Consider the following 20,935-nt stretch of genomic DNA (forward strand, 5'->3'; position numbering starts at 1 on the left):
CATTGAAATGATGCACGGATAAATCCCTTGTCCATGGCGGGCAAGGGATTTTATAATGTAACGGGAGGAGGTGGCATTTTGAAAACACAATGGTCTTTGATCGCAGCTCTTGTTATTGCTCTGTTAACAGCTGTATTTGCTGTTATTAATGTGAATTCGGTTCAAGTGAACCTTCTATTCAGTATGGTTAGCATTCCTTTGATTCTGCTTATTCTTGGTTGCACTCTTCTAGGTGGACTTATTGTCGGTTCTTTCGGTATTTTCCGCCAATATAGGCTTCAGAGAGAGATTAAACGTCTGACTACTCAGCTTCATACATTACAAGAAGAGCACACATCCACGGTGGAAGCAAACGCGGATGTGACCTATGACACGACTGGGTCTTCCAGCACAGGGTCTACTTTCGACCAAGATATAGAGCAACCGTCCTCTAACCCTGATCGGTTGTCCAAATGAGGAGGAGCAACAAATGACGATTCAATTAAATGAAGATTATATGATGAACTTTTTAAATCAGCTACTGAACACGCCCAGTCCCAGTGGGTACACACACCATGTGATGGAGCTGATTCATAAGGAAGCTGAGAGCCTCGGGGTACCCATCGAATGGAATGCAAAAGGCGGTGCCATCTTGACTCTGGAAGGTCAGGAAACGGACCGTACGGTGGCGCTGAGCGCACATGTGGATACATTGGGCGCGATGGTACGTTCGATTACAGCACAAGGCACCCTACGTCTGACATCCGTCGGCGGTTTCATGATGAACAGCATTGAGAACGAATACTGCCTTATTCATACCCGAAGCGGACAAACGTATACGGGTACTATTCTGTCCAGCCATCCATCCGTGCACGTCTATGATGATGCACGAAGCTTTGAGCGCAAGGAGAGCCACATGGAGGTTCGGATTGACGAGCTTGTTGAGTCAAAAGAAGACGTGCTTCAGCTCGGTATTGCGGTGGGCGATTTTATTTCGTTCGATGCGCGTCCAGTCGTAACACCGAGTGGATTTATCAAGTCACGGCATCTGGATGATAAAGCTAGTGTAGCTGCACTGTTTGGTCTACTGGAATCTGCTGTACATGGAAACTGGAAGCCTCGACATACCGTTAAATTGCTCATTTCTAACTATGAGGAAGTGGGGCACGGAGCGGCTTACATACCTGAAGGAATCAGTGAGATGATAGCTGTCGATATGGGCTGTATGGGTGAAGATCTGAGCTGCAAGGAAACGGATGTTTCTATCTGTGCCAAAGATTCCTCCGGGCCTTACGACTATAATATGACGACCCGTCTGATTGAGCTGGCCAAAGAGCTGAATATTCCGTATGCTGTAGATATTTATCCGCACTACGGTTCGGACGCTTCGGCTGCACTAAGAGCAGGTAATAACATCCGTGCTGCTTTGATCGGCCCTGGCGTACACGCCTCCCATGCAATGGAGCGCACGCACAAGCAGGCCGTGGTGAACACTGCACGTCTGCTTGCAGCTTATGTGACAGTTTAATTCGAACGATAAAAACCGACCTGTTCCACTGGAGAATAGGTCGGTGAAGGCTTAGTGAAAGGAAATCACAGCTATGGATCTGAAAAAACTACGTTACTTTATCGCAGTAGCGGAAGAACTGCATTTTAACCGTGCTGCGAAAAAACTGAATATCACCCAACCTCCCTTGAGCCAACAAATTCAAAGCCTTGAAGAAGAGCTTGGTGTGAAGCTTTTGGAACGAACCAAAAGACAAGTTCGACTTACGTCAGCAGGAGCGATATTTTTAGAAGAATCCAGAAATATGGTTGCTCAATTGGAAAGATCTATTAAGATCACACAGCTTGCAAGTCAGGGGAAATTCGGACAATTATCCATCGCTTTTGTAGATTCAGCCTCTGGCAGTCTGATGGTTAATGCCTTGAAGAAATTCCGAGAGCGCTTCCCAGATGTGAAGCTTACGTTATTTGAAATGACATCTGCCCAACAACTAAAAGCCATACACGATGGCAAAGTTCATGTGGGCTTCCTGCGCAGTGCAGATCCATCTATACATATCACTTCTCGTCTTTACGCCAACGAATCACTCATGGCCGTTCTTCCTCAGACACATCCGTTAGCCCACCATTCAACCTTGTCTTTACGTTCTTTAGCGGACGAATCTTTTATCCTGTCTCCGCCTCATATGGGAGCTTCTTTTCATAATCTCATACTCGACTTTTGCGGACAACATGGATTTCAGCCTCAAATCGTACAGGAAGCCGTTCAAATGTATACGATCGTTAACTTGGTAGCGGCGGGTATAGGTATCTCCATTGTCCCTTCTTCCGTATCTGTCTTTCAACGCAGTGATGTCGTATTTCGTTCATTTCAAGAAGAGTCTCCGTCCATCCCACTTTATGCTGCATGGAAAACAGGTGCACATGAAACTGTTCTGACTCATTTTCTGGAAGTGGTTGAAGAAACAGCTTGTAACGAAGAGTTAGACATGTAAATCTCCTTGATCGTATATCTTAACCTGTTTTTCTCGGATCACGTTCAACAATACCATTTAAAATGCTATCCAATTGTCTCATGACCTGCCCATCTAGACGGACACCCGCAGCTTTTACGTTCTCTTTAACCTGCTCGGGCTTGGAAGCACCGATAATAGCTGAGGACACTTGCGGGTTTTGTAAAACCCATGCGACTGCAAGCTGGGGCAGCGTCAGTCCGCATTCTTCTGCAATCGGCTGAATCTTCTTTACTGCCAAAAGGACTTCTTTACGTAACCATTGTCCAGCCAAACGTTCAAAAAATGGTGACCCTGCTGTCGTAGAAGCTCGTGAACCCTCGGGTAACGGCTTGTCTGCTGCATATTTACCAGAAAGGATACCTTGTGCCAGAGGTGACCAAACCACCTGCCCAATCCCTTCCTGCTCACAAGCGGGAATCACTTCAGCTTCAATGACACGCCATAGCATGGAATATTGGGGCTGACTTGCCACGAAAGGGACCCTTAATTCCCTAGCCAGAGCAGCTCCTTGCTTTATCTGCTCTGCTGTCCACTCGCTTACTCCTACATACAAAACCTTCCCTTGCCGCACCAAGTCGGATAAGGCCAAAAAAGTTTCTTCAAGCGATACGGTTGGATCAAAACGGTGTGCATAATATACATCAATATAATCCGTTTGTAGGCGTCGAAGAGAAGCATGGCAGGCCTCCATGATATGTTTACGAGACAGCCCTTTATCATTCTGTCCGGTACCTGTGGGATGAAAAACCTTAGTACATAATTCAATACTTTCACGGCGTATTCCCTTTAAAGAATGACCCAAAACCGTTTCCGCCAGGGTATCCGAATACACATCAGCGGTATCAAACGTGGTAATCCCTGAGTCTAGTGCAGCCTTTACACAGGCTTGCGCTATGGTATCATCCACTTGGGCACCGTGGGTGATCCAGTTCCCCAATGCAATCTCACTTACCATCAAACCACTTTTTCCAAGTTTACGATATTCCATTTTCAATTCCTCCCCTCCATCTGCAATCCATTATACCCACTGTAATTTAATATTAGAAATATATAATTCACTCGCTTTTAATATGAAAAACGTATTAATAATTCGATAAAAAAAGCAAGCCCCCACTCTGAATGGTGACTTGCTTCTGTATTTTTAAGATTTACTTTGTTCAATCTGCTCGGCTAGCTCATTCAGGTAGGTCCAGCGTTCCATTTGGTGCTCCAGATGCTGTTCGGCCTTTGCTTGCTCAGCCATGAGCTCCTGTAATCGTGCTGAATCACTGAAAGAATCTTCCATCTGTCGCTGAATGTCGGCCAACTTCTGTTCGGCTTGTTCAATCAGCTCATCAATTTGCTCATATTCCCGCTGTTCCTTGAAGGTGAATTTAAGCTTGGTTTTACTTGTCTCCTTGACTGAATCAGAAGGACCCGCAGACTTAGGCGCGGAAGAGCGATTCGAGGAAGCCGTACTCGTCGAGACAGACGTATTCACAGAAGATTGAGCATTTTTACTGATCCATTCTGCATACTCACTATAGTCGCCTACATGTACTCGTACCTGTCCATCCCCTTCAAACGCCAGTATTTTGTCCACTGTCCGATCCAGGAAATAGCGATCATGAGAAACAATAAACACCACGCCCGGGAATTCATCCAGATAGTCTTCCAAAACGGAAAGGGTCTGAATATCCAGATCATTTGTTGGTTCATCCAGCAATAGCACATTCGGTGCTGACATCAGAACACGAAGCAGATACAAGCGCCGTTTTTCACCCCCGGACAGCCTGGAAATAACCGTCCATTGCGCGCTTGGTGCAAACAGGAAACGCTCCAGCATTTGTGCAGCTGTAATCGTCGAACCGTCTGCTGTACGAATCACTTCGGCTTCTTCCTTAATATATTCAATGACACGTAATGATTCGTTCATTTCCTGATGTTCCTGAGTAAAATAGCCAAGCTTCACCGTCGGTCCCAGCACAACGTTGCCGGAATCCGGTTCTATGTGCTGGGCAATCATTTGGAGCAGAGTGGATTTCCCACTACCGTTAGGACCTAGGATACCAACACGATCACCAGGAACCGCAATGTAGCTCAAGTCCTGTATCAGCTTACGGGAATCTACCGATTTGGACAGATGCTCGATCTCCAATATCTTTTTACCCAGACGTGTGGAGGCGACAGACATATCTACAGATCCAGAACGAGCTTCCGGTTGCTGATCCCTAAGCTGCTCATATCGATCAATACGCGCTTTCTGCTTGGTGGAACGAGCCTTTGCTCCACGACGAATCCAGGCCAGCTCATTACGCAGCAAGTTCTTCCTTTTTTGTTCCGTAGACGCTTCCCGCTCCTCACGTTCTGCCTTCAACTCCAGAAAACGGGTATAGTTAGCCTCATAACGGAAAAGGCGGCCATGATCCAGCTCCAGCATGACATTTGCAACTCTATCCAGAAAATAGCGATCATGCGTGATCATTAACAACGCACCACGTCTTTTTTGCAAATACTGCTCCAACCATTCAACAGACTCATTATCAATATGGTTTGTAGGCTCGTCCAGAATGAGCAACTCGCAGGGTTGGATTAAAGCCGCCGCCAAAGCCACCCGCTTACGCTGCCCGCCGGATAGAACGCCCATACGAGACTCAAACTGGGTGATCCCCAGTCGGGTAAGTATATTTTTGGCCTCGCTCTCCAGCTGCCATGCCTGGAACGTATCCATTTGCTGACTTGCTCGCAATAGACGGTTTTGAAGCTCCTCGCTACCCGGATTTAACTCCAACAACTCCATGATTTCCGTATATTCACGGACCGCTTTCATCTCAGGCTGGTTGCCATGAAAAATATGCTGGAGCACCTTCATTTCGGGATCAAACTCCGGATTTTGTGCTAGATACTGAATTCGCACATCGTTGTTCACTGCAATGTTGCCATCATCTGGCGGCTCTAAGCCGGAAATTACCCGTAAAAACGTTGATTTGCCGGTACCATTTACACCGACGACCCCTATTTTGTCACGTTCATCCATACCAAAGGAAGCATCCTCAAACAACATTTTCTCGCCATAGCTTTTCGTTATATGTTCAACGGTCATAATATTCATACGGATTCCCTACTCTTCCCCTATTTTGTGATGCATCCTGTTTATTTTAACACAGACACAGCCAATGATTAAAAAAACCGTTACCTGAACGAAGTCAGTACGGTTTTTTAGCAACAAGATGTCAGGATTTTTGTACCCCGGCTTTACAGCCATGCATAAATAAGTTCGCCGCTAATTCAGCCGTCTGATCTACGTCACATTCGCGGAAATCTTTATTCAATAAAATATCCATTTTTAGGCGTTCCAACATACCAATGAATGCCTTCGCATGAAACTCAGACTGCTGTACACCCTCTGACGCCAGTTTATTTTTGACCAAATCAGTATAGTCCTGGATAAATCCCCACATAAACTCCATTAGGTCGGGGTCACTGTTGGGGGTCATAAAAAATAATTTAGTATGCTGCTTGCGCTTGAAATAGTAGTGCAGATGCAAATTTGCCATCCGCAGCAGTCCTTCTCCTAAAGTACGATTGATTAATGCGCCTTGCATTTCGGCTAGGTATTGCTCGCAATCTCTACGTGTGACTGCTGTAAATAGCTGCTCTTTGCTTTTAAAGTACAAGTATACTGTGCCTTTGGCAACTCCCGCTTGTTCTGCAATCTCGGAAATTTTGCTTTCATAAAAGCCTTTGGTGCCAAAGACGGTGTAAGCGGCGTCCAAAATAGCTTCATATTTATCTCCTTGTATATCGCCCATCTTAGCACCTCCTTATACAAGGATTGAAACACGGTCAATTCTTATAACAATTTTTTCCTTGTAATGATCTCCAGCTCCGTGTTCAAAGTATAAAAAAAATACCTGCAAGAGCGACCAATCCTCCGAAAATAGAACTAATGCTATTCACCCGATCATTGCTCATCCAACGCCAGCCTCGTACATAGACCGTCGTTTGTCCACAATGTGAGTCTACTTCTACTTCCCGTCCGCAAACCGTGCAGGAACGCATCATTTGCACCGTAGCACCTAGATAGGAATCAGCAAAGGCCCCGGCGCTACCGGATATACCTCCAACCAGTGCCCACAGCCATAACGGCAAGCTCGGCGTTCCTATGGCGTGTCCAAAGCCCCATGCACCTATGCCGATCAGTACACCCCCAGCCAAGGCCGCAGCCGTTCCCAATACAGATACTCCACCTGAGGTTCCGGGTGCCAGCACCTTCCCGTTAAGCACCGAACGGGGTGGCCTACGACTCAGGCTGCCAAATTCCGTTGCCCACGTATCGGATGTTACCGTAGCCATGACACCGACAAAAGCCAGTTGCCACGTAACATGGGGCCATATCGCATAGCCCAGGCATAACAGCATACCTAATCCCCCATTGGCCCATACTTGGCCTGCATCCCGGTTTCCGGTTTTGGCATACGATTTTTCCAGCTCAGCCTTGCGCTCCTTTTTGAACCTCGACAGGAGGGTCGACGTGATAAAGAACAAGAGCAATGTGCCGAACCAGAACAGGTTACCCGCCCCATAATATACGGTTCCCATCAGTACAGCCGTGGCAAAGCCAGATAAGGTTAAGGATTTTTTATAAAATGCAGCTCCCGCCACCACAGCAGCACAAAGCAATCCGATGATCCAGTCCATGATATACCCCCGCTTTTGAAATGAATCTCCGTTTTTCTTTTTTCGTTCTGTATATTATTGTACAATGCTCTACACTTATATAAAAGCCGTGTCCCATGCTTTGGCACAGGACACGGCCTTCACAATGCTTTTCTAAGGGAATCGCTCTTTATTTCCCAACTACCAAGAACATTCCCTTTTTTAATCCTCATCCATGAATGCCGTTCACAAGTTTATGCGATGGTGAAGCTCCCCTGACGATCACTCCCCCAGAAAAGCTCAAAGCGATCCCCGCTTGCTGTAGGCCCTACTCCTGCTGGAGTACCTGTAAAAATAATATCTCCTTCACCCAGCCCATAATGAGTCGCTATATATTCGACGATGTGCTGGATAGAAAAAATCATATCTTTAACATGTCCACGCTGGACTTCCTGTCCATTTTTGAGCAAGGAAAAATCCTGCTGCTCCAGCATGTCCAATTTTTCTAAAGGCAGGAATGGTGTCACGGGAGCAGACGATTTAAAGCCTTTGGCGGCGGTCCATGGATGGCCTTTTTTCTTGAGAACACTTTGTACATCACGCAGGGTAAAATCAATGCCGAATGCAAATGCGTTCAGACACGTATCTGCAGACATGCCTGGTTCGTATTTACGTCCTACAGCCACGACCAGCTCAGTCTCAAAATGAATATCTCCCTGCCCCTGAGGAAGCTCCAGCGTGGCGCCATCCAGCGGCACAACCGCATGAGACGGCTTCAAAAAAATCATCGGTTCTGCGGGAACCTCATTACCCAGCTCCTCCGCATGCAGCTTATAATTGCGTCCGACACAATAAACATTACGAATTTCCACGTTCATTACGATCCGTCACCCTTCCCGCGTATGTAGTCCAATTGATTAACGAATAAGTTTACGTATATAGTGCCACATCCGGTGCTTGGAAAGCAAAAAAACCTGTTCCCAGCGATCCGGCCAATTAGTGCAAATCATCAATTCAGGATGTAATGAGGACAATTTCCGCATTATACGGCGGTCATCCACCGTCCACGCCATGACAGTAATACCGCGGCCAGTGAGATCTTTCATCAGGTTTCGATCCAAACGCGGATAGCCTATGGATAAAAAAGTGCATTGTAGCTGCTCCAGTTGCGTTGCCAAATCATCTGGACGCGCATCGATAATCAATCCGGTACGGATCTCAGGAGACAGCTCCTTAGCCCGGCGTACTGCGGCACGCTCAAAAGAGGTTAATACCACCTCTCCCTCCATCCCTCTCATCACAATTTCACGGAGTACGGCTTTCTCCAGTCCCGGATACATATCTCCCGCTGTTTTAAGCTCAATATTGAGTGATACGCGGCCACGACATAAATCCAGTACCTGTGCGAGGGAAGGGATCATTTCTCCACGGTATTCTGCACTTTTCCAGCTACCAGCATCAAGTTGTTGCAATGCTTTCCAGTCTGAATCCTTTACTTTCCCTATACCATTCGTCGTGCGCTCCAGCGTAAAATCATGAATTACCACCGGAACACCGTCCTTTGACAGCTGTACATCCAGCTCAATCCAGTGTACAAATGGCTGCTTCAACGCAAGCTTAAAGGCTGCCATCGTGTTCTCGGGAGCAATCCCCGAAAAACCGCGGTGAGCCACGCACAAATGATTCATCTTGTTATGACCTCCATCCACAAAGGAGTCCTTCATACGATCGTTCCGTCAATTCCCATATAAAAAATTTCTTTTCGAGCTTCTATTGAGCGCTTACTGTACCATCCGTCCCTATAGAGACATTTCCCGGTGACAGTGCCGCCACTCTCTGCAAAATTTTGCTGGCCTCCGTATCCTTCAATGGAATCGGTTGACCTAGCTCCGCCCGGTAAGGGGTCAGCTTCATTTCGCAAGCCCCTTTTCGGGTGCAGGTTGCCTGAAATATGGCTGTATCCCAAGTGGCTGGCACCGTTGATTTAGAAAAAATAAAATTGCCTGTGCTGTATGCGATCCATTTACCTTTATATTGCTCCATCCCTTGAAGCACATGTGGATGACCGCCAATGACAAGATCAGCTCCAGCATCAATAAAAGCATGCGATAACTCGGTCTGATGGGGCTCAAGTGCAGTAGCGCGCTCCTTCCCCCAATGGGCAATGACAATCACCAGATCGGCCTGCATTCGTGCCTCACGGATGGACTTTACGATAGCGGACGAATCATAGGCTCCTGCTACACCGGGCAGTTTGGCGCCCGCATTCCAGTTGGCTTCAGGCATGACACGTGTAGTCCCCAACAACGCAATTTTGATCCCTTTACGTTCAAAATAATGCGGCGCATACGCTTCTTTTGCATTACGTCCGGCTCCAGCATGGGCTATACCTTTTTCATCCAGATACTTCAGTGTATCCAGTAATCCGCCTGTGCCCTGATCCAAAATGTGATTGTTGGCCAAATTGACAGCATCTATCCCTGCCGCAGCCAACGCAGTTAACGCCTTGGGCGAAGATTTATACACATACGTTTTATTTAACGCACCCACACCATTCGTTGTCACGGGCGTTTCCAGATTGGCAATCGTCAGATCGTCTTTATGAAACAAGTTTCCGAGATATTGATACGGAAACTCAAACCCATTCTGTTCCAATCGCTGCTCAACTTTACCGGAAAATTGCACATCCCCTACAAAGTGAAGCGTGACTGTCGGAGAATCTGCACCGTCTGTTTTGGATCTTTTTACATCCTCCGTTCCTCCCTTATCCGCGGATGGATTACCGTCGTATTCCTTATTGGACGTATCGTTCCCTGCTTGCCCGTCTTTCCCCGAGGATAATTTTGCTCCTGAAGAGCTGCCTTCGGGAGCATTTGTGTCAGACGTTGTCGCGGGACGATGGCTTGTGTCTGAAGCAGCAGATTGCTTCGTTTCATCGTCAGCAAATTGCTTATCTGCATGGGAGCCTTCGTCCAGCTGTTTATTTGACAAGTCTGTAACATTTTCACTGACCGAGGGAGTAGACCGCTCTTCACTAGCAGATTCCGTTTGGATTTTCTTCTCCGTTTGCGAATACCCGGCATTTTCCGCAAGAGAGGCACTGTTGTCGTGTTCAAATATGTAATAATAACCGAAAAGACCTACGATCATAAGCAGCAGGACCAGATTCGTAATAATCCAAGCCTTGCCTATTTTTGGTTTTCTTGCTTTCTTGCGACCTTCATTTCTCTGTGATCTGGGAGGGTACATTCTTCACTCCTTCTATGCTATTGCATATGCATAACTTCTTTATTAGCTGGCGAATTTTACACCTTCTCCATTATATATCAAATTTCAATATAAATAGAACCCCTCGCCTGGATCGCGAAGGGTTCATCATTGAACATTTACACCTGTACCTGGACCGCTTCCTGCTGTGTCGTTTGGACGGCATGGGAGGCCCATTCCTTAGCCTGACGGATGCAATCCGGTAAACCAATCGCATCATAGCCAGCACCCAACACATACACTCCCGGCATGGCAGTGCGTAACTCTTCCCGCAAATCAGCTATAGCCTGCGGATGCCCTACCGGATATTGCGGCATGGAATTGCGAAGACGTGTAATTTCCGTGAACAGCGGAGTTGCTGTAACTCCCATCATCTCTTTCAAATCCTTACGTACCAGTGCAATCAGCTCATCATCCGGTAACTCTACAGTGTCTTCAGCTCCTGCTCGCCCTACATAACAGCGCAACAGCACCTTATCATCCGGGCTAGTATGTAGCCACTTGGCAGACGTCCATGTGCAAGCGGTCACGCTGCGTCCTTCTTTGCGAGGGACCAGAAAACCAGAACCGTCAAAGACATTCTCAATATCATTTTTATCGAAGGCCATGACCACGTTTGCTACGGAGACATAATTAACGGCTTCCAGTGCAGCCACATTGACATGATCTCGCAATAGCGGCGCAGCAGCAAAGTTGGGAGTCGTTACAAAAATATCATCCGCCTCCAGCGTCTCTCCATTATCCAGCATAACGCGATATGGGCTGTCTCCACTTTCCGTGGTCTTTGTGAATTCTGTAACAGCCATTCCGGTGCGTAAATCACAGTCATACAAATCATTCAGCAACGCATGCACCAAACTTTGCAAGCCTTGACGGAAGGTCAAAAAGGCGCTTTTTTTCGTACCTGTATGTGTTTCAGCTGGTTTTCGGCCTGTCATCATCCCGTGAATGAGGCTTCCGTACTGCTGCTCTACCTCAGCAAATTGTGGGAAGGTCGCCTGCAAACTTAGCGTCTTCATGTTGGCAGCATAAATCCCCGCCAGCAGTGGCTCGGTTACATTTTCCAGCACTTCTTTGCCCAGTCGGCGTTCAATAAAATCACCCAACGCCTCATCTCCCGGTACACGGCGAGGCGGAATGACAAAATCCATCATAGCCCGCATTTTCCCGCCTAGAGAGATCAAGCCGCTGCGCAAAAAAGGTTTCAGCTCTGTTGGAATCCCCAGCACCAGCCCAGGAGGCATCGGATGAAGCTGTCCTTCATGCAAAATGTATGTCTTTTTAGCCTCAGGATTTGTGCTCACCAGTTCATGATCCAACTCCAGCTCTTTTGCCAGGTCTATCATGGCCGTTTTACGGGCCAGAAAGGAATCTGGCCCCTTTTCAATTACAAAACCATCTTTATGCAGCGTTTCAATTTTCCCGCCCAGCACGGAAGCTTTCTCCACCAACGTAATTCGAGGTGTATAGCCAGCTTCTTTGTACATTTTTCGTGTATAAAAAGCAGTGCTAAGCCCGGTCAAGCCTCCGCCTACAATTACAATATTACGTAACTTTTGCTCCATTATGTCCTCATCCCTTTTTCCATTGGTCTATGATGACATCACTAAGCGTCTCCATATACAGTGGATCACTGTTGAGTGAATCAATACGCTGAAAACGCATATCCAATTCCTTCGCTAACGCCTGTGCTTCAATATCCAGATCGTATAACACCTCTAAGTGATCAGAAACAAAGCCAACTGGCGCAGCCAGCACATACTCCACTTGCTCCTCTTTAAGACTGTGCATGGTATCCAAAATGTCTGGCCCCAGCCATGGCTCTGCTGTACGACCGGCGCTTTGCCACGTAAACTGCCAGTTGGTAATTCCCGCCTTGTCCGCAACAGCCTGCGATGTAGCCATTAATTGCTCAACATAAGGATCACCCATAGCCAAAATCCGTTCAGGCAAGCTGTGCGCACTAAACAGAACACGAACCTCATCCCGCTTGGCTCCAGCTTCTTCAAAAAGCGCCAGTTTGGCGTTTACACGCTCAGTCAGCGTCTTAATCAGCTTTGGATGAAGATAATAGCTCTCCACAAATGATATGGCTAGATCCAGTTCCTGTGCCTTAGCCTGTGCGCGCTTAATATAAGTGCCTACACTCATAACGGAATAGTGAGGAGCCAGCACGACACCCACCGCTGTACGAATGCCATCATGCACCATAGCTTCCACACCGTCTTCAATAAACGGTTTGGCATGTTTGAGTCCCTGATAACAGACAAATTCAATGTCCGGGTTGCGGTTTTCCCGATTTAAGGTTTCCTGCAAGTTTTGAACCTGCCGATCCGTGTTCTGCCGCAGCGGAAACACACCGCCTACAATAGCTTCATAACGATCCTTTAATTCTTTTAACTGCTCCGGCGAGGGAGCATTGCCGCGACGAATATGTGTATAATAGGCTTCCACCTGATCCAGACTCTCCGGCGTCCCGTAGGACATGACCAGTACACCCACTTTTGTTTTCATTAACAGATCACCTCTTAACATTTCTAATGTATTCATTTTTTGACAAAACCGAGCGGGAATACTCATGTACATAATTAGTAAGCTCTCTTAGCTTATCTAGCGAGGCCTCAGGAAATAAACCATGACCGAGATTGAAAATGTAACCCGGCTCCAAAATGCCTTCATCTACAATGGTTTTCGCATACTGCTTGATAACATCGATTGGCGCAGTAAGCACATAAGGATCCAGGTTTCCCTGTACACCAAAACCGTTCCCCAAGCGACGACGTCCTTCAGGTATACTTACCCGCCAGTCCAGTCCAATCACATCGGCTTTTAACCCATTCAAGTGTGGGAGCAATTCACCAGAGCTTACGCCCGGAAAATAAATTTTAGGTACATCCAGATCAGATAGTTCATGGAAAATACGTGTGATAGTCGGCAGCACAAAAGTTTGAAAATCATAAGGCGAGAGCGCACCTACCCAGCTATCAAACAATTGAAAAGCCTTACCGCCATTAGCGATATGGGCTCGCACGTATGTAATAACCATGTCTCCTAGCTTATCCATCAGGCGATGCCACAGCTCAGGCTCTCCATACATCATCGCTTTGGTGCGAATATATCCTTTCGAAGGCCTTCCTTCTATTAAATAGCTTGCAATGGTAAAAGGCGCTCCAGCGAACGTAATCAATGGCACGTTTAGTTCACGGTCCAAAATACGGATCGTTTCCAAAATATGACCCAAATCGCGTTCCACATCAATTGGACGCAACTTATCTACGTCTGCAGCTGACCGGATTGGATTATCAATAACCGGGCCAATATTTTTGACAATATCAAAATCAACCCCTAGCGAGGCTACCGGATTCATAATATCAGAATATAAAATTGCAGCGTCCACCCCAAGCTTGCGCACGGGCATCAAGGTCACTTCTGCGGCCAACTCGGGCTGGCGGCATATTTCAAGCAATGTGTATTTTTCTTTAATTTTGCGATACTCAGGGTCATACCTTCCGGCCTGCCGCATGTACCATACGGGAATATGATCCACAGCTTGCTTGCGGCAAGCGCGGATAAAAGTATCATTGTAGGTCATGACTTCAGCCTCCAGTTCGAATCATAAATACTATATTTTATTATGCCCTTTTTCAAGAGTCGTAACAACCGCAGCTCTCGAACAAACCATGACAAACCCATGACATTTGGATAAAGTTTCAATGAAGTGTGCTATACTAGAGAAATGGCTTTTTTAAAGCTCCGGAGAAGTTATGCTTTGATAAGTAGGATTTACAACAGGATGAGAATGGGCAGAAAGGAAGTGAAAGCACATTGAAAACGTGGGAGACGTGGAAAATCAATCTCATTGTGCTTTGGTTCGGTCAGTTTCTGGTCAATGCGGGTATCACGATGATTACTCCGTTCCTCGCCCTGTATCTGGCTCAGGACCTTCATGTGAAGGGAGAGCACGATATTGGTCTATGGGCCGGAGTTATTTTTGCCGCTAACTTTTTGACCTCATTTATGTTCCAGCCTTTGTGGGGCAAGCTGGCTGACCGATATGGACGTAAAGTCATGCTGCTTCGCTCAGGCTTTGGTATGGCTTTGGTCATCGGATGTATGGGTTTGGTCACCCACCCGTGGCAACTGCTGGCGCTTCGCCTGCTGAACGGTACGATTTCGGGTTTCAATCCGGCATCGATTTCCCTAGTGTCGGGTACCACTCCCAAAGAGCGAACCGGATTCGCTATGGGGATTATGCAATCCGGTCAGATGGCTGGCACGATTCTCGGCCCTCTGCTAGGCGGATTTTTGGCTGACTGGGTCGGATTCAGACCGATCTTTTATATTACAGGCGCTCTAATTTTTATAGCCTCGCTCATCGCAATGTTTCTGGTTAAAGAAAATTTCAGCAAAACGGAAGCCGCACGCATACCGCAAATTTCGGTTCTTGCCGGATTAAAGGAGCTAAGCCATACGCCCCAGCTTCCGGCTTTGTTCACCGTAACGTTTCTGCTCCAGTTTGCCATGATCAGTACGGTATCTCTGCTGCCATTATATGTGCAAAAGCTGTATGGGTCGGCAGAAGGAATTGCGCTGATTGCCGGGTTCGTTACGGCTATTACAGGCGTATCCAATATGGTTGCTGCACCGCTCCTTGGAAGATTGAGTGACAAGATAGGGGCGCACAAGATCTTGACCATTGCACTGCTCGGAACGGCGGTTATGCTCATTCCGCAGGCTTTTGTCAATGAAGTATGGCAACTTGTCATTATCCGTTTTTTCATGGGTGTATTTATGGGCGGTCTGCTACCAAGCGTAAATGCGTTGATTCGCACGTATACACCGGAAGGAATGGAAAGCCGTTCTTTCGGCTTCAATACCAGTTCGCTAGCGCTCGGAAATATGCTGGGTGCTGTCATTGGCGGGGTGCTATCCGGGTTTATTGGCATCGAAGGACTGTTTATCATGTCAGGTGTCCTGTTAATCGTCAACATATTCTGGGTACGCATGAAGCTTTTTGATCGTAAGGCTACGCCTGATTTCAGGTAAGATAACCTTCGGGTAAGACAAGCCTGCCTTAACAGACAAGAACCACCTTATTCACGCTGCCGTGGACAAGGTGGTTCTTTCTTTATATGTGGCTATACATGGGGAATGAACGCTATTTAACTCGAGCTAGCGCCAATCCATCGTACGCTGGCAAAAGCGTGCTGACCAGCCGTGGATCTGTTGCTATCGTTTCGTTAAAACGTCTCACGGCCTGGACGGCAGGGCCATTCTTATCCGTATTCAGCGTCCGTCCGCGAAGGAAACAGTTGTCTCCCGCAATAATGGCACCCGGATTCGCCAGAGCAATCGCATATTCCAGATACACTGGGTAATTTTCCTTATCTGCATCAATGAAGAAAAAATCGAAAGTTCTTCCCTCTTCCTGAAGTTCCTTCAAGCTGTCCGCTGCGGGTCCGATACGATATTCGACACGGTCACCGTATCCGTTGTTTTCCATATGTCGATGTGCCAGCGCTGCGTACGCTTCTTTCAGCTCCAGTGACACAATGCGGCCCTTTTCTCCCAGCCCACGAGCCAGACATAATCCACTGTAGCCGCCTAATGCGCCGATTTCCAGTACATGCTGTGCGCCAGATACTTCAATTAGAAAGGTCAACAGTTTTCCGTAAGGATGAGCAACGGATACTTCCGGCATACCTTCTTTAACGATAGCCTCCCTAATACTGCGCAGTGCTTCATCTTCTTGTACCAGCTGGTCTACATATTGTTCAGGGGTCATATTTGGTGTAATTTCCACGGTTCATCTCTCCTTCTTGCTTAATCATAGCGCAGGTTGGACGTGATGTCCTTCGTAAATTTTTTACCTTAATGATTTGTCTCTTCGAGTACAATGACCTATACTATAGGGATTGAACCAAGCTTACATGATTATGGGGACGGAGTGAATACGTTTAATGACTCAACTGCAACTAATTGCAACTGCGCCAATGGGACTTGAAGCCGTCGTGGCCCGGGAACTCAGAGAACTCGGGTACGAAGATCTGACCGTTGAAAATGGCCGCGTCGTTTTTACCGGAGATTATATGGATATATGCCGGTGTAACCTGTGGCTTCGCACATCAGACCGCGTGCTTATAAAAATGGGTGAATTTGCTGCAACTACCTTCGACGAGCTGTTCGAGGGTACCAAAGCATTGCCTTGGCAGGATTGGATTCCTGTAGATGGTGAATTTCCCGTAGAGGGACGTTCGCACAAATCACAGCTTAGTAGCGTACCAGCCAGTCAGGGAATCGTCAAGAAGGCGATTGTAGAGAAGCTCAAGGAAACCTACCACACAGATTGGTTTGCTGAAGATGGCCCTCGTTACGTCATTGAGGTCATTCTATTGAATGATCGTGCGTTGCTGACACTTGATACGACCGGTCCAGGACTGCACAAACGCGGCTATCGTAAGCTCGTTACAGAGGCGCCTCTCAAAGAAACGATGGCTTCTGCTCTTATTCAGCTTAGTCGCTGGAGCCCTGACCGACCATTCTATGACCCATGCTGCGGTTCCGGTACTTTATTGGTCGAAGCTGCCATGCAAGCCTGGAACATTGCGCCAGGCCTGAGACGTACCTTTAACTCGGAAGACTGGCCTGTCATTGGCAGAGAATTATGGGATCAGGCTCGCGACGAAGCGATGGATTTGACCCGCGATGACATTCCTTTTGAGATTGCAGGTAGCGATATCGACCCAAATGCCATACAAGTTGCTGAGGCAGCTGTAAAAGCAGCAGGCTTTGCTAAAGACATCCCTCTTAAGGTAATGCCTGTAACTAAAGTCAGACTCGAAGGACAATATGGTGTGATGATTACAAACCCACCTTATGGCGAGAGACTGAGCGAGCAATCCGAGGTGGAAAAGCTGATCCGTTCACTCGCACGCACGGCAGCCGAAATGAAGACTTGGTCCTTCTTTGCCATCAGCTCCACCAAGCAATTTGAGCATTATTGGGGCCGTAAAGCAGACAAGCGCCGGAAGTTGTTTAACGGCCGTATTGAATGCCAATACTATCAGTATCTAGGCCCTCTGCCTCCGCGCCGCAAAGATACTTCGCCGTTGCAGCCTTAAATATGATGAAGTTTAGGCCAGGAAACGAACCCTCTGTTCGTTCTTCTGGCCTGATTTGTGCTGTATTTTCTTTACTTAATCATTGAAATGCGCGAGATGAGCGCTATAATAATTAAAGGCATTTCGGTTTTAACATTACGTTAATATGTAGTTTATACTAGCCGAACATTTCTGCCGGAGGGGGTAAAGTGTTGGTTATTCGCACGTCCAGTGCAAGTCGCACTGGTAACACGTTCAGCAGAGTGCTGCTGTCTCGATATTTTGGATTAGGTCTGTTTTTTGTACTTATGATCGGCAAGCTCGTACTGATTCACTATAACTTGCATGCCCAAAATATTGACATGAATCCGCTGGATTATGTCATCGCTATTGGTTCTCTTTTACTTGTGAGCTTCTGGACCTTATGGCTACCACGTCGCGGACGTTTGATTGCTCTTGTGGTGCTCGATGTTTTACTCACCGCGCTCATTTATTCCGACATGGTTTATTATCGTTATTTCCAGGATTTCATTACGATTCCCGTCTTGCTTCAAGCCGGACAAGTTGATTCTCTGGGCGGGAGTATCGCATCCCTTATGTACTGGTGGGACATTTTCTTTTTTGCAGACTGGATTCTATTCATTCCGTATGTCATATTTGTGGCTTCGTTACGACGTCGACTTACAACGAATGATACTTATTTAGAAGCATCCCGAAGCTCGTTCACAAGGAGGTTCCTGCTTCGCTTCTCCAAAGGGGCATTGGCCTTCCTGATTGGCTATGTATTGACATTTGGGCCGATCAAATATTATACCTCCACATGGGCAACTGGCATATTTGTCGGCAACTGGTGGTCAATGGCCTTGTACAACGTAACCGGATTGATCGGATTTCATGGATATGACATCTACCGTTATGGTCAAGATCACCTTGGTCCCCAGCCAACATTGGCTCAAGCGGAATCTGATAAGGATAAGGAATGGTTTAATCAGCACCAAAAGTTGCTTCAGGTTAAAAATGATCTATCTGGCAAGTATAAGGGCAAAAACGTGATGGTCATACAAGCTGAAGCGTTCATGAACTTTTTTATCGGCAAACAGATCAACGGTCAAGCGATTACGCCTAATTTTGACAAACTGACGAAGGAAAGCATGTATTTCAACAATTATTTTCACCAGACTGCGCAGGGTCGTACTTCGGACGCGGACTTCTCTACACATGCTTCGCTGCATCCGCTCCCTACTGGCTCGGTATTTATCCGTTATGCGGACCATAAATTCGATACGTTACCTTCCATTTTGAAGGATACTGGGTATAGTCCCAATGCGTTTCACGTGTACGATAGCAGCTTCTGGAACCGTTACACCATGTATAAGGCAATGAACTATGACAAGTTCTACAGTAAAAAAGATTTTAAAATAGATGAGCCACTCGGTTGGTCCCTAGGAGATAAATCCTTTTTCCGTCAAACGCTCAATGATCTCACCACCGAAGTTAAGCAGCCGTTCTACGCCTATATGGTCGGTATCTCCAGCCATCATCCGTACAACCTGTCACCTGACGCGGTAGATTTGGACGTTGGCGAGTTTGAAGGTACCATGTTCGGAGACTATCTGAAATCTGTCCATTATGTAGATGAAGCACTGGGCGAATTGGTAGATCAGATGAAGAAAGACGGACTGTGGGATGATACGATCCTGATGTTTTATGGGGATCATGACAATTCTATTAAAGACAAAGCACTGTATGAGAAGTTTTTAGGCAAGCCACTTACGGATCTGGACATGCAGAAAATCATGAATCAAGTGCCATTGCTTGTGCATCTTCCTGACGGAAGTCAGGCGGGCACGTATACGGAACCGGCAGGTCAGTTGGATCTGACGCCTTCCGTAATGCACCTACTTGGGATTTCTACAAAACCATATCATTTTATGGGAAACGATCTGTTTAGCGGGAAGCCTCGTATGGTTGTACTGCGTACTGGTGCTTTCACCGATGGACGAGTGTACTACATTCCATCTGAGGACGGTACATTCTCCAAAGGGACCTGTTACAACCTGAGTACAGGCCAGCCTACAGATGTTAACGCCTGCGGACCGGGCTATACCGAAGCTCTCAATCGGTTGAACATATCCGATCAGGTTATCACATACGATCTTATTCGCGAATGGGAACCACAAACAAAGAAGTAACTCCTTCTTTATCTAATAGACTTTCTGTGGGAGGTTGCTAACATAGCATCCTCCCCGAACTCTTTTAAGGATGCCGATCGCATACCCACCCTGTATATAACAAAAAAGCACGATCCATCAGCTTGTAAGTGCTGTGGATCGTGCTTTTTTATATGGATTGTCACTCGACTGCGCTAGGAACGCAACGTTTTTTTAGCTTGTTCAAGCCGTTGTACCTCTTCACCAAGCATGTCCTCTGCAACTTCTACTGAGTCGTCACCAAGGCTATCCTTTGCCTGCTGTATGGCATGTTCCGCATGAGTGCGAGATTGCTCCGCCTGTTCAATCAGTTGCTCAGCCGGATGTGACAATGCCTGAGAGACGGCATTGTGTAGCCTGTCCACCGAGTTTTGTGTTTGAGCTTCAACACTGTGATTGTCGAGATTAGAATCATATTGGGCCATGAGTCACTCCTCCTTCTGGGCAGTGGTCTACATCCATTAGCATGGATCAGAAGAAGGAGAACTATTCAAAAATTGCGAATGCTGCGTACTGGAACTATTTGATAAAGCGCGCAGCCTTCTCCAATACTTCATCCTCTGTGGCCGCACTCACATAACGTCCGTTCACATACACAAACGCCCGTTTCCCACAAGGACCGCAATACGATTTGCAACCGATTTTGATCTCGGCATCCGGTGCCATCTTTTGCAACTTGGGCAAGATCGTTTTCAAGCGGATATGATTGCATTCATCACATACGCGAATATCATTGGCCATCTGTCATCCCTCCGAGCTCCGGCTTAGTGGTCGCCGTGATTACCTTGGGAAGGGTTAGTAATGACAAATCCTTCTTCGGGGAAGTACAAGTAATCAATTTTTACACCATCCAGCAGCGGCTGGCCGTTTTCCAAAATTACGTCAATGCCTTTATCTGTAGATACGACAGTATCTGTTTCTTTAGGCGTGTCCAAATCCAGCCCGTAATGAGCATGATCTCCATGAGCATGAGTAATAACAACGCGCAGGCTCTTCCCTTGGTTCTCTTCCTTATCCAGTTCAAGTTTCAATACTTTAGCTGCGTTACGAGTAATTTTGCAGTTCATCAAACTTCATCTCCTTCATATTCATTAAATGAAATGTGGTTCATTGGATACCTATCCACACCACACAACCTAGCGGGTAAAATCAACAACTCAAATAATTAGCCTCTATCCCAGAGGGAAAGAGGTACTATGGCAGCATAGCTGCGTCTGAA

General features: G+C 46.8%; 20 protein-coding genes. 6 read left to right on the plus strand and 14 right to left on the minus strand.

Annotation, left to right across the window (positions count from 1 at the left end; genetic code table 11):
- The first annotated feature begins 33 nt into the window (after positions 1-33).
- The 3 genes from BM358_RS02540 (at position 34) to BM358_RS02550 (ending at position 2,480) form a co-directional block, all read left to right on the plus strand.
- Complete coding sequence (locus BM358_RS02540; protein ID WP_028542828.1) at positions 34-456, plus strand: LapA family protein; 423 nt, start codon at positions 34-36, stop codon at positions 454-456.
- Between the two features lie 13 nt (positions 457-469).
- Positions 470-1,507, plus strand: coding sequence for a M42 family metallopeptidase (locus BM358_RS02545; RefSeq protein WP_028542829.1), 1,038 nt, complete (start codon positions 470-472; stop codon positions 1,505-1,507).
- Between the two features lie 73 nt (positions 1,508-1,580).
- The gene (locus BM358_RS02550) at positions 1,581-2,480 is read left to right on the plus strand and encodes a LysR substrate-binding domain-containing protein (protein WP_028542830.1); all 900 of its coding nucleotides are present in this window, start codon (positions 1,581-1,583) and stop codon (positions 2,478-2,480) included.
- A gap of 19 nt (positions 2,481-2,499) precedes the next feature.
- Here the strand turns inward: BM358_RS02550 and BM358_RS02555 are convergent, their stop codons facing one another.
- From BM358_RS02555 to hemE, 10 genes are all read right to left on the minus strand, one after another.
- Positions 2,500-3,489, minus strand: coding sequence for an aldo/keto reductase family protein (locus BM358_RS02555; protein ID WP_028542831.1), 990 nt, complete (start codon positions 3,487-3,489; stop codon positions 2,500-2,502).
- A 153-nt stretch (positions 3,490-3,642) separates the two neighbouring features.
- Positions 3,643-5,592 (minus strand): ABC-F family ATP-binding cassette domain-containing protein, encoded by a 1,950-nt coding sequence (locus BM358_RS02560; RefSeq protein ID WP_028542832.1) that lies wholly within the window; start codon positions 5,590-5,592, stop codon positions 3,643-3,645.
- A gap of 121 nt (positions 5,593-5,713) precedes the next feature.
- Positions 5,714-6,292 carry a TetR/AcrR family transcriptional regulator gene (locus tag BM358_RS02565; protein WP_028542833.1) on the minus strand — a complete coding sequence of 193 codons (579 nt, stop codon included), beginning with the start codon at positions 6,290-6,292 and terminating at the stop codon, positions 5,714-5,716.
- An 82-nt stretch (positions 6,293-6,374) separates the two neighbouring features.
- The gene (locus tag BM358_RS02570) at positions 6,375-7,181 is read right to left on the minus strand and encodes a DUF92 domain-containing protein (RefSeq protein ID WP_028542834.1); all 807 of its coding nucleotides are present in this window, start codon (positions 7,179-7,181) and stop codon (positions 6,375-6,377) included.
- Positions 7,182-7,393: 212 nt separating this feature from the next.
- The gene (locus tag BM358_RS02575) at positions 7,394-8,017 is read right to left on the minus strand and encodes a fumarylacetoacetate hydrolase family protein (RefSeq protein ID WP_028542835.1); all 624 of its coding nucleotides are present in this window, start codon (positions 8,015-8,017) and stop codon (positions 7,394-7,396) included.
- Positions 8,018-8,056: 39 nt separating this feature from the next.
- A complete protein-coding gene (locus tag BM358_RS02580; protein WP_028542836.1) occupies positions 8,057-8,827 on the minus strand; it encodes a glycerophosphodiester phosphodiesterase in 771 nt (256 codons plus the stop codon).
- An 82-nt stretch (positions 8,828-8,909) separates the two neighbouring features.
- On the minus strand, positions 8,910-10,388 hold the full coding sequence (locus BM358_RS02585) for a CapA family protein (protein ID WP_028542837.1): 1,479 nt from the start codon (positions 10,386-10,388) through the stop codon (positions 8,910-8,912).
- Between the two features lie 137 nt (positions 10,389-10,525).
- A complete protein-coding gene (gene hemY / locus BM358_RS02590) occupies positions 10,526-11,971 on the minus strand; it encodes a protoporphyrinogen oxidase (RefSeq protein ID WP_028542838.1) in 1,446 nt (481 codons plus the stop codon).
- 7 nt (positions 11,972-11,978) lie between these two features.
- Complete coding sequence (gene hemH, locus BM358_RS02595; RefSeq protein ID WP_028542839.1) at positions 11,979-12,920, minus strand: ferrochelatase; 942 nt, start codon at positions 12,918-12,920, stop codon at positions 11,979-11,981.
- A gap of 7 nt (positions 12,921-12,927) precedes the next feature.
- Positions 12,928-13,998 carry a uroporphyrinogen decarboxylase gene (gene hemE / locus BM358_RS02600; protein ID WP_023987997.1) on the minus strand — a complete coding sequence of 357 codons (1,071 nt, stop codon included), beginning with the start codon at positions 13,996-13,998 and terminating at the stop codon, positions 12,928-12,930.
- A gap of 233 nt (positions 13,999-14,231) precedes the next feature.
- Here hemE and BM358_RS02605 point away from each other — a divergent pair, with 233 nt between their 5' ends.
- Positions 14,232-15,452 (plus strand): MFS transporter, encoded by a 1,221-nt coding sequence (locus BM358_RS02605; protein WP_013309691.1) that lies wholly within the window; start codon positions 14,232-14,234, stop codon positions 15,450-15,452.
- A 112-nt stretch (positions 15,453-15,564) separates the two neighbouring features.
- Here BM358_RS02605 and BM358_RS02610 read toward each other — a convergent pair whose 3' ends face one another.
- Positions 15,565-16,209, minus strand: coding sequence for an O-methyltransferase (locus BM358_RS02610; protein ID WP_023987995.1), 645 nt, complete (start codon positions 16,207-16,209; stop codon positions 15,565-15,567).
- Between the two features lie 157 nt (positions 16,210-16,366).
- On the opposite strand from BM358_RS02610, the gene BM358_RS02615 reads away from it, so the two are divergent.
- Together BM358_RS02615 and BM358_RS02620 are read left to right on the plus strand one after the other, a co-directional pair.
- On the plus strand, positions 16,367-17,527 hold the full coding sequence (locus BM358_RS02615) for a THUMP domain-containing class I SAM-dependent RNA methyltransferase (RefSeq protein ID WP_023987994.1): 1,161 nt from the start codon (positions 16,367-16,369) through the stop codon (positions 17,525-17,527).
- Between the two features lie 188 nt (positions 17,528-17,715).
- Positions 17,716-19,698, plus strand: coding sequence for an LTA synthase family protein (locus BM358_RS02620; RefSeq protein ID WP_028542840.1), 1,983 nt, complete (start codon positions 17,716-17,718; stop codon positions 19,696-19,698).
- A gap of 173 nt (positions 19,699-19,871) precedes the next feature.
- Here the strand turns inward: BM358_RS02620 and BM358_RS02625 are convergent, their stop codons facing one another.
- The 3 genes from BM358_RS02625 to BM358_RS02635 form a co-directional block, all read right to left on the minus strand.
- Positions 19,872-20,141: a hypothetical protein gene (locus BM358_RS02625; protein WP_023987992.1), complete on the minus strand. Its 270-nt coding sequence runs from the start codon at positions 20,139-20,141 to the stop codon at positions 19,872-19,874.
- 94 nt (positions 20,142-20,235) lie between these two features.
- Entirely contained in the window at positions 20,236-20,457 is a 222-nt protein-coding gene (locus BM358_RS02630; RefSeq protein ID WP_007429791.1) for a YuzB family protein, read from the minus strand.
- A 23-nt stretch (positions 20,458-20,480) separates the two neighbouring features.
- Positions 20,481-20,783 carry an iron-sulfur cluster assembly accessory protein gene (locus BM358_RS02635; protein WP_013309686.1) on the minus strand — a complete coding sequence of 101 codons (303 nt, stop codon included), beginning with the start codon at positions 20,781-20,783 and terminating at the stop codon, positions 20,481-20,483.
- Between the last annotated feature and the right edge of the window lie 152 nt (positions 20,784-20,935).

The sequence above is a fragment of the Paenibacillus sp. cl130 genome (assembly GCF_900116035.1).
Lineage (GTDB): Bacteria > Bacillota > Bacilli > Paenibacillales > Paenibacillaceae > Paenibacillus > Paenibacillus polymyxa_B.

Excerpts from the sequence above, each read along its gene's own strand:
- BM358_RS02540 (WP_028542828.1), top strand. The coding sequence starts at position 34 with ATGGCGGGCAAGGGATTTTATAATGTAACGGGAGGAGGTGGCATTTTG.
- BM358_RS02545 (WP_028542829.1), top strand. The coding sequence starts at position 470 with ATGACGATTCAATTAAATGAAGATTATATGATGAACTTTTTAAATCAG.
- BM358_RS02550 (WP_028542830.1), top strand. The coding sequence starts at position 1,581 with ATGGATCTGAAAAAACTACGTTACTTTATCGCAGTAGCGGAAGAACTG.
- BM358_RS02555 (WP_028542831.1), bottom strand. The coding sequence starts at position 3,489 with ATGGAATATCGTAAACTTGGAAAAAGTGGTTTGATGGTAAGTGAGATT.
- BM358_RS02560 (WP_028542832.1), bottom strand. The coding sequence starts at position 5,592 with ATGAATATTATGACCGTTGAACATATAACGAAAAGCTATGGCGAGAAA.
- BM358_RS02565 (WP_028542833.1), bottom strand. The coding sequence starts at position 6,292 with ATGGGCGATATACAAGGAGATAAATATGAAGCTATTTTGGACGCCGCT.
- BM358_RS02570 (WP_028542834.1), bottom strand. The coding sequence starts at position 7,181 with ATGGACTGGATCATCGGATTGCTTTGTGCTGCTGTGGTGGCGGGAGCT.
- BM358_RS02575 (WP_028542835.1), bottom strand. The coding sequence starts at position 8,017 with ATGAACGTGGAAATTCGTAATGTTTATTGTGTCGGACGCAATTATAAG.
- BM358_RS02580 (WP_028542836.1), bottom strand. The coding sequence starts at position 8,827 with ATGAATCATTTGTGCGTGGCTCACCGCGGTTTTTCGGGGATTGCTCCC.
- BM358_RS02585 (WP_028542837.1), bottom strand. The coding sequence starts at position 10,388 with ATGTACCCTCCCAGATCACAGAGAAATGAAGGTCGCAAGAAAGCAAGA.
- hemY (WP_028542838.1), bottom strand. The coding sequence starts at position 11,971 with ATGGAGCAAAAGTTACGTAATATTGTAATTGTAGGCGGAGGCTTGACC.
- hemH (WP_028542839.1), bottom strand. The coding sequence starts at position 12,920 with ATGAAAACAAAAGTGGGTGTACTGGTCATGTCCTACGGGACGCCGGAG.
- hemE (WP_023987997.1), bottom strand. The coding sequence starts at position 13,998 with ATGACCTACAATGATACTTTTATCCGCGCTTGCCGCAAGCAAGCTGTG.
- BM358_RS02615 (WP_023987994.1), top strand. The coding sequence starts at position 16,367 with ATGACTCAACTGCAACTAATTGCAACTGCGCCAATGGGACTTGAAGCC.
- BM358_RS02625 (WP_023987992.1), bottom strand. The coding sequence starts at position 20,141 with ATGGCCCAATATGATTCTAATCTCGACAATCACAGTGTTGAAGCTCAA.
- BM358_RS02630 (WP_007429791.1), bottom strand. The coding sequence starts at position 20,457 with ATGGCCAATGATATTCGCGTATGTGATGAATGCAATCATATCCGCTTG.
- BM358_RS02635 (WP_013309686.1), bottom strand. The coding sequence starts at position 20,783 with ATGAACTGCAAAATTACTCGTAACGCAGCTAAAGTATTGAAACTTGAA.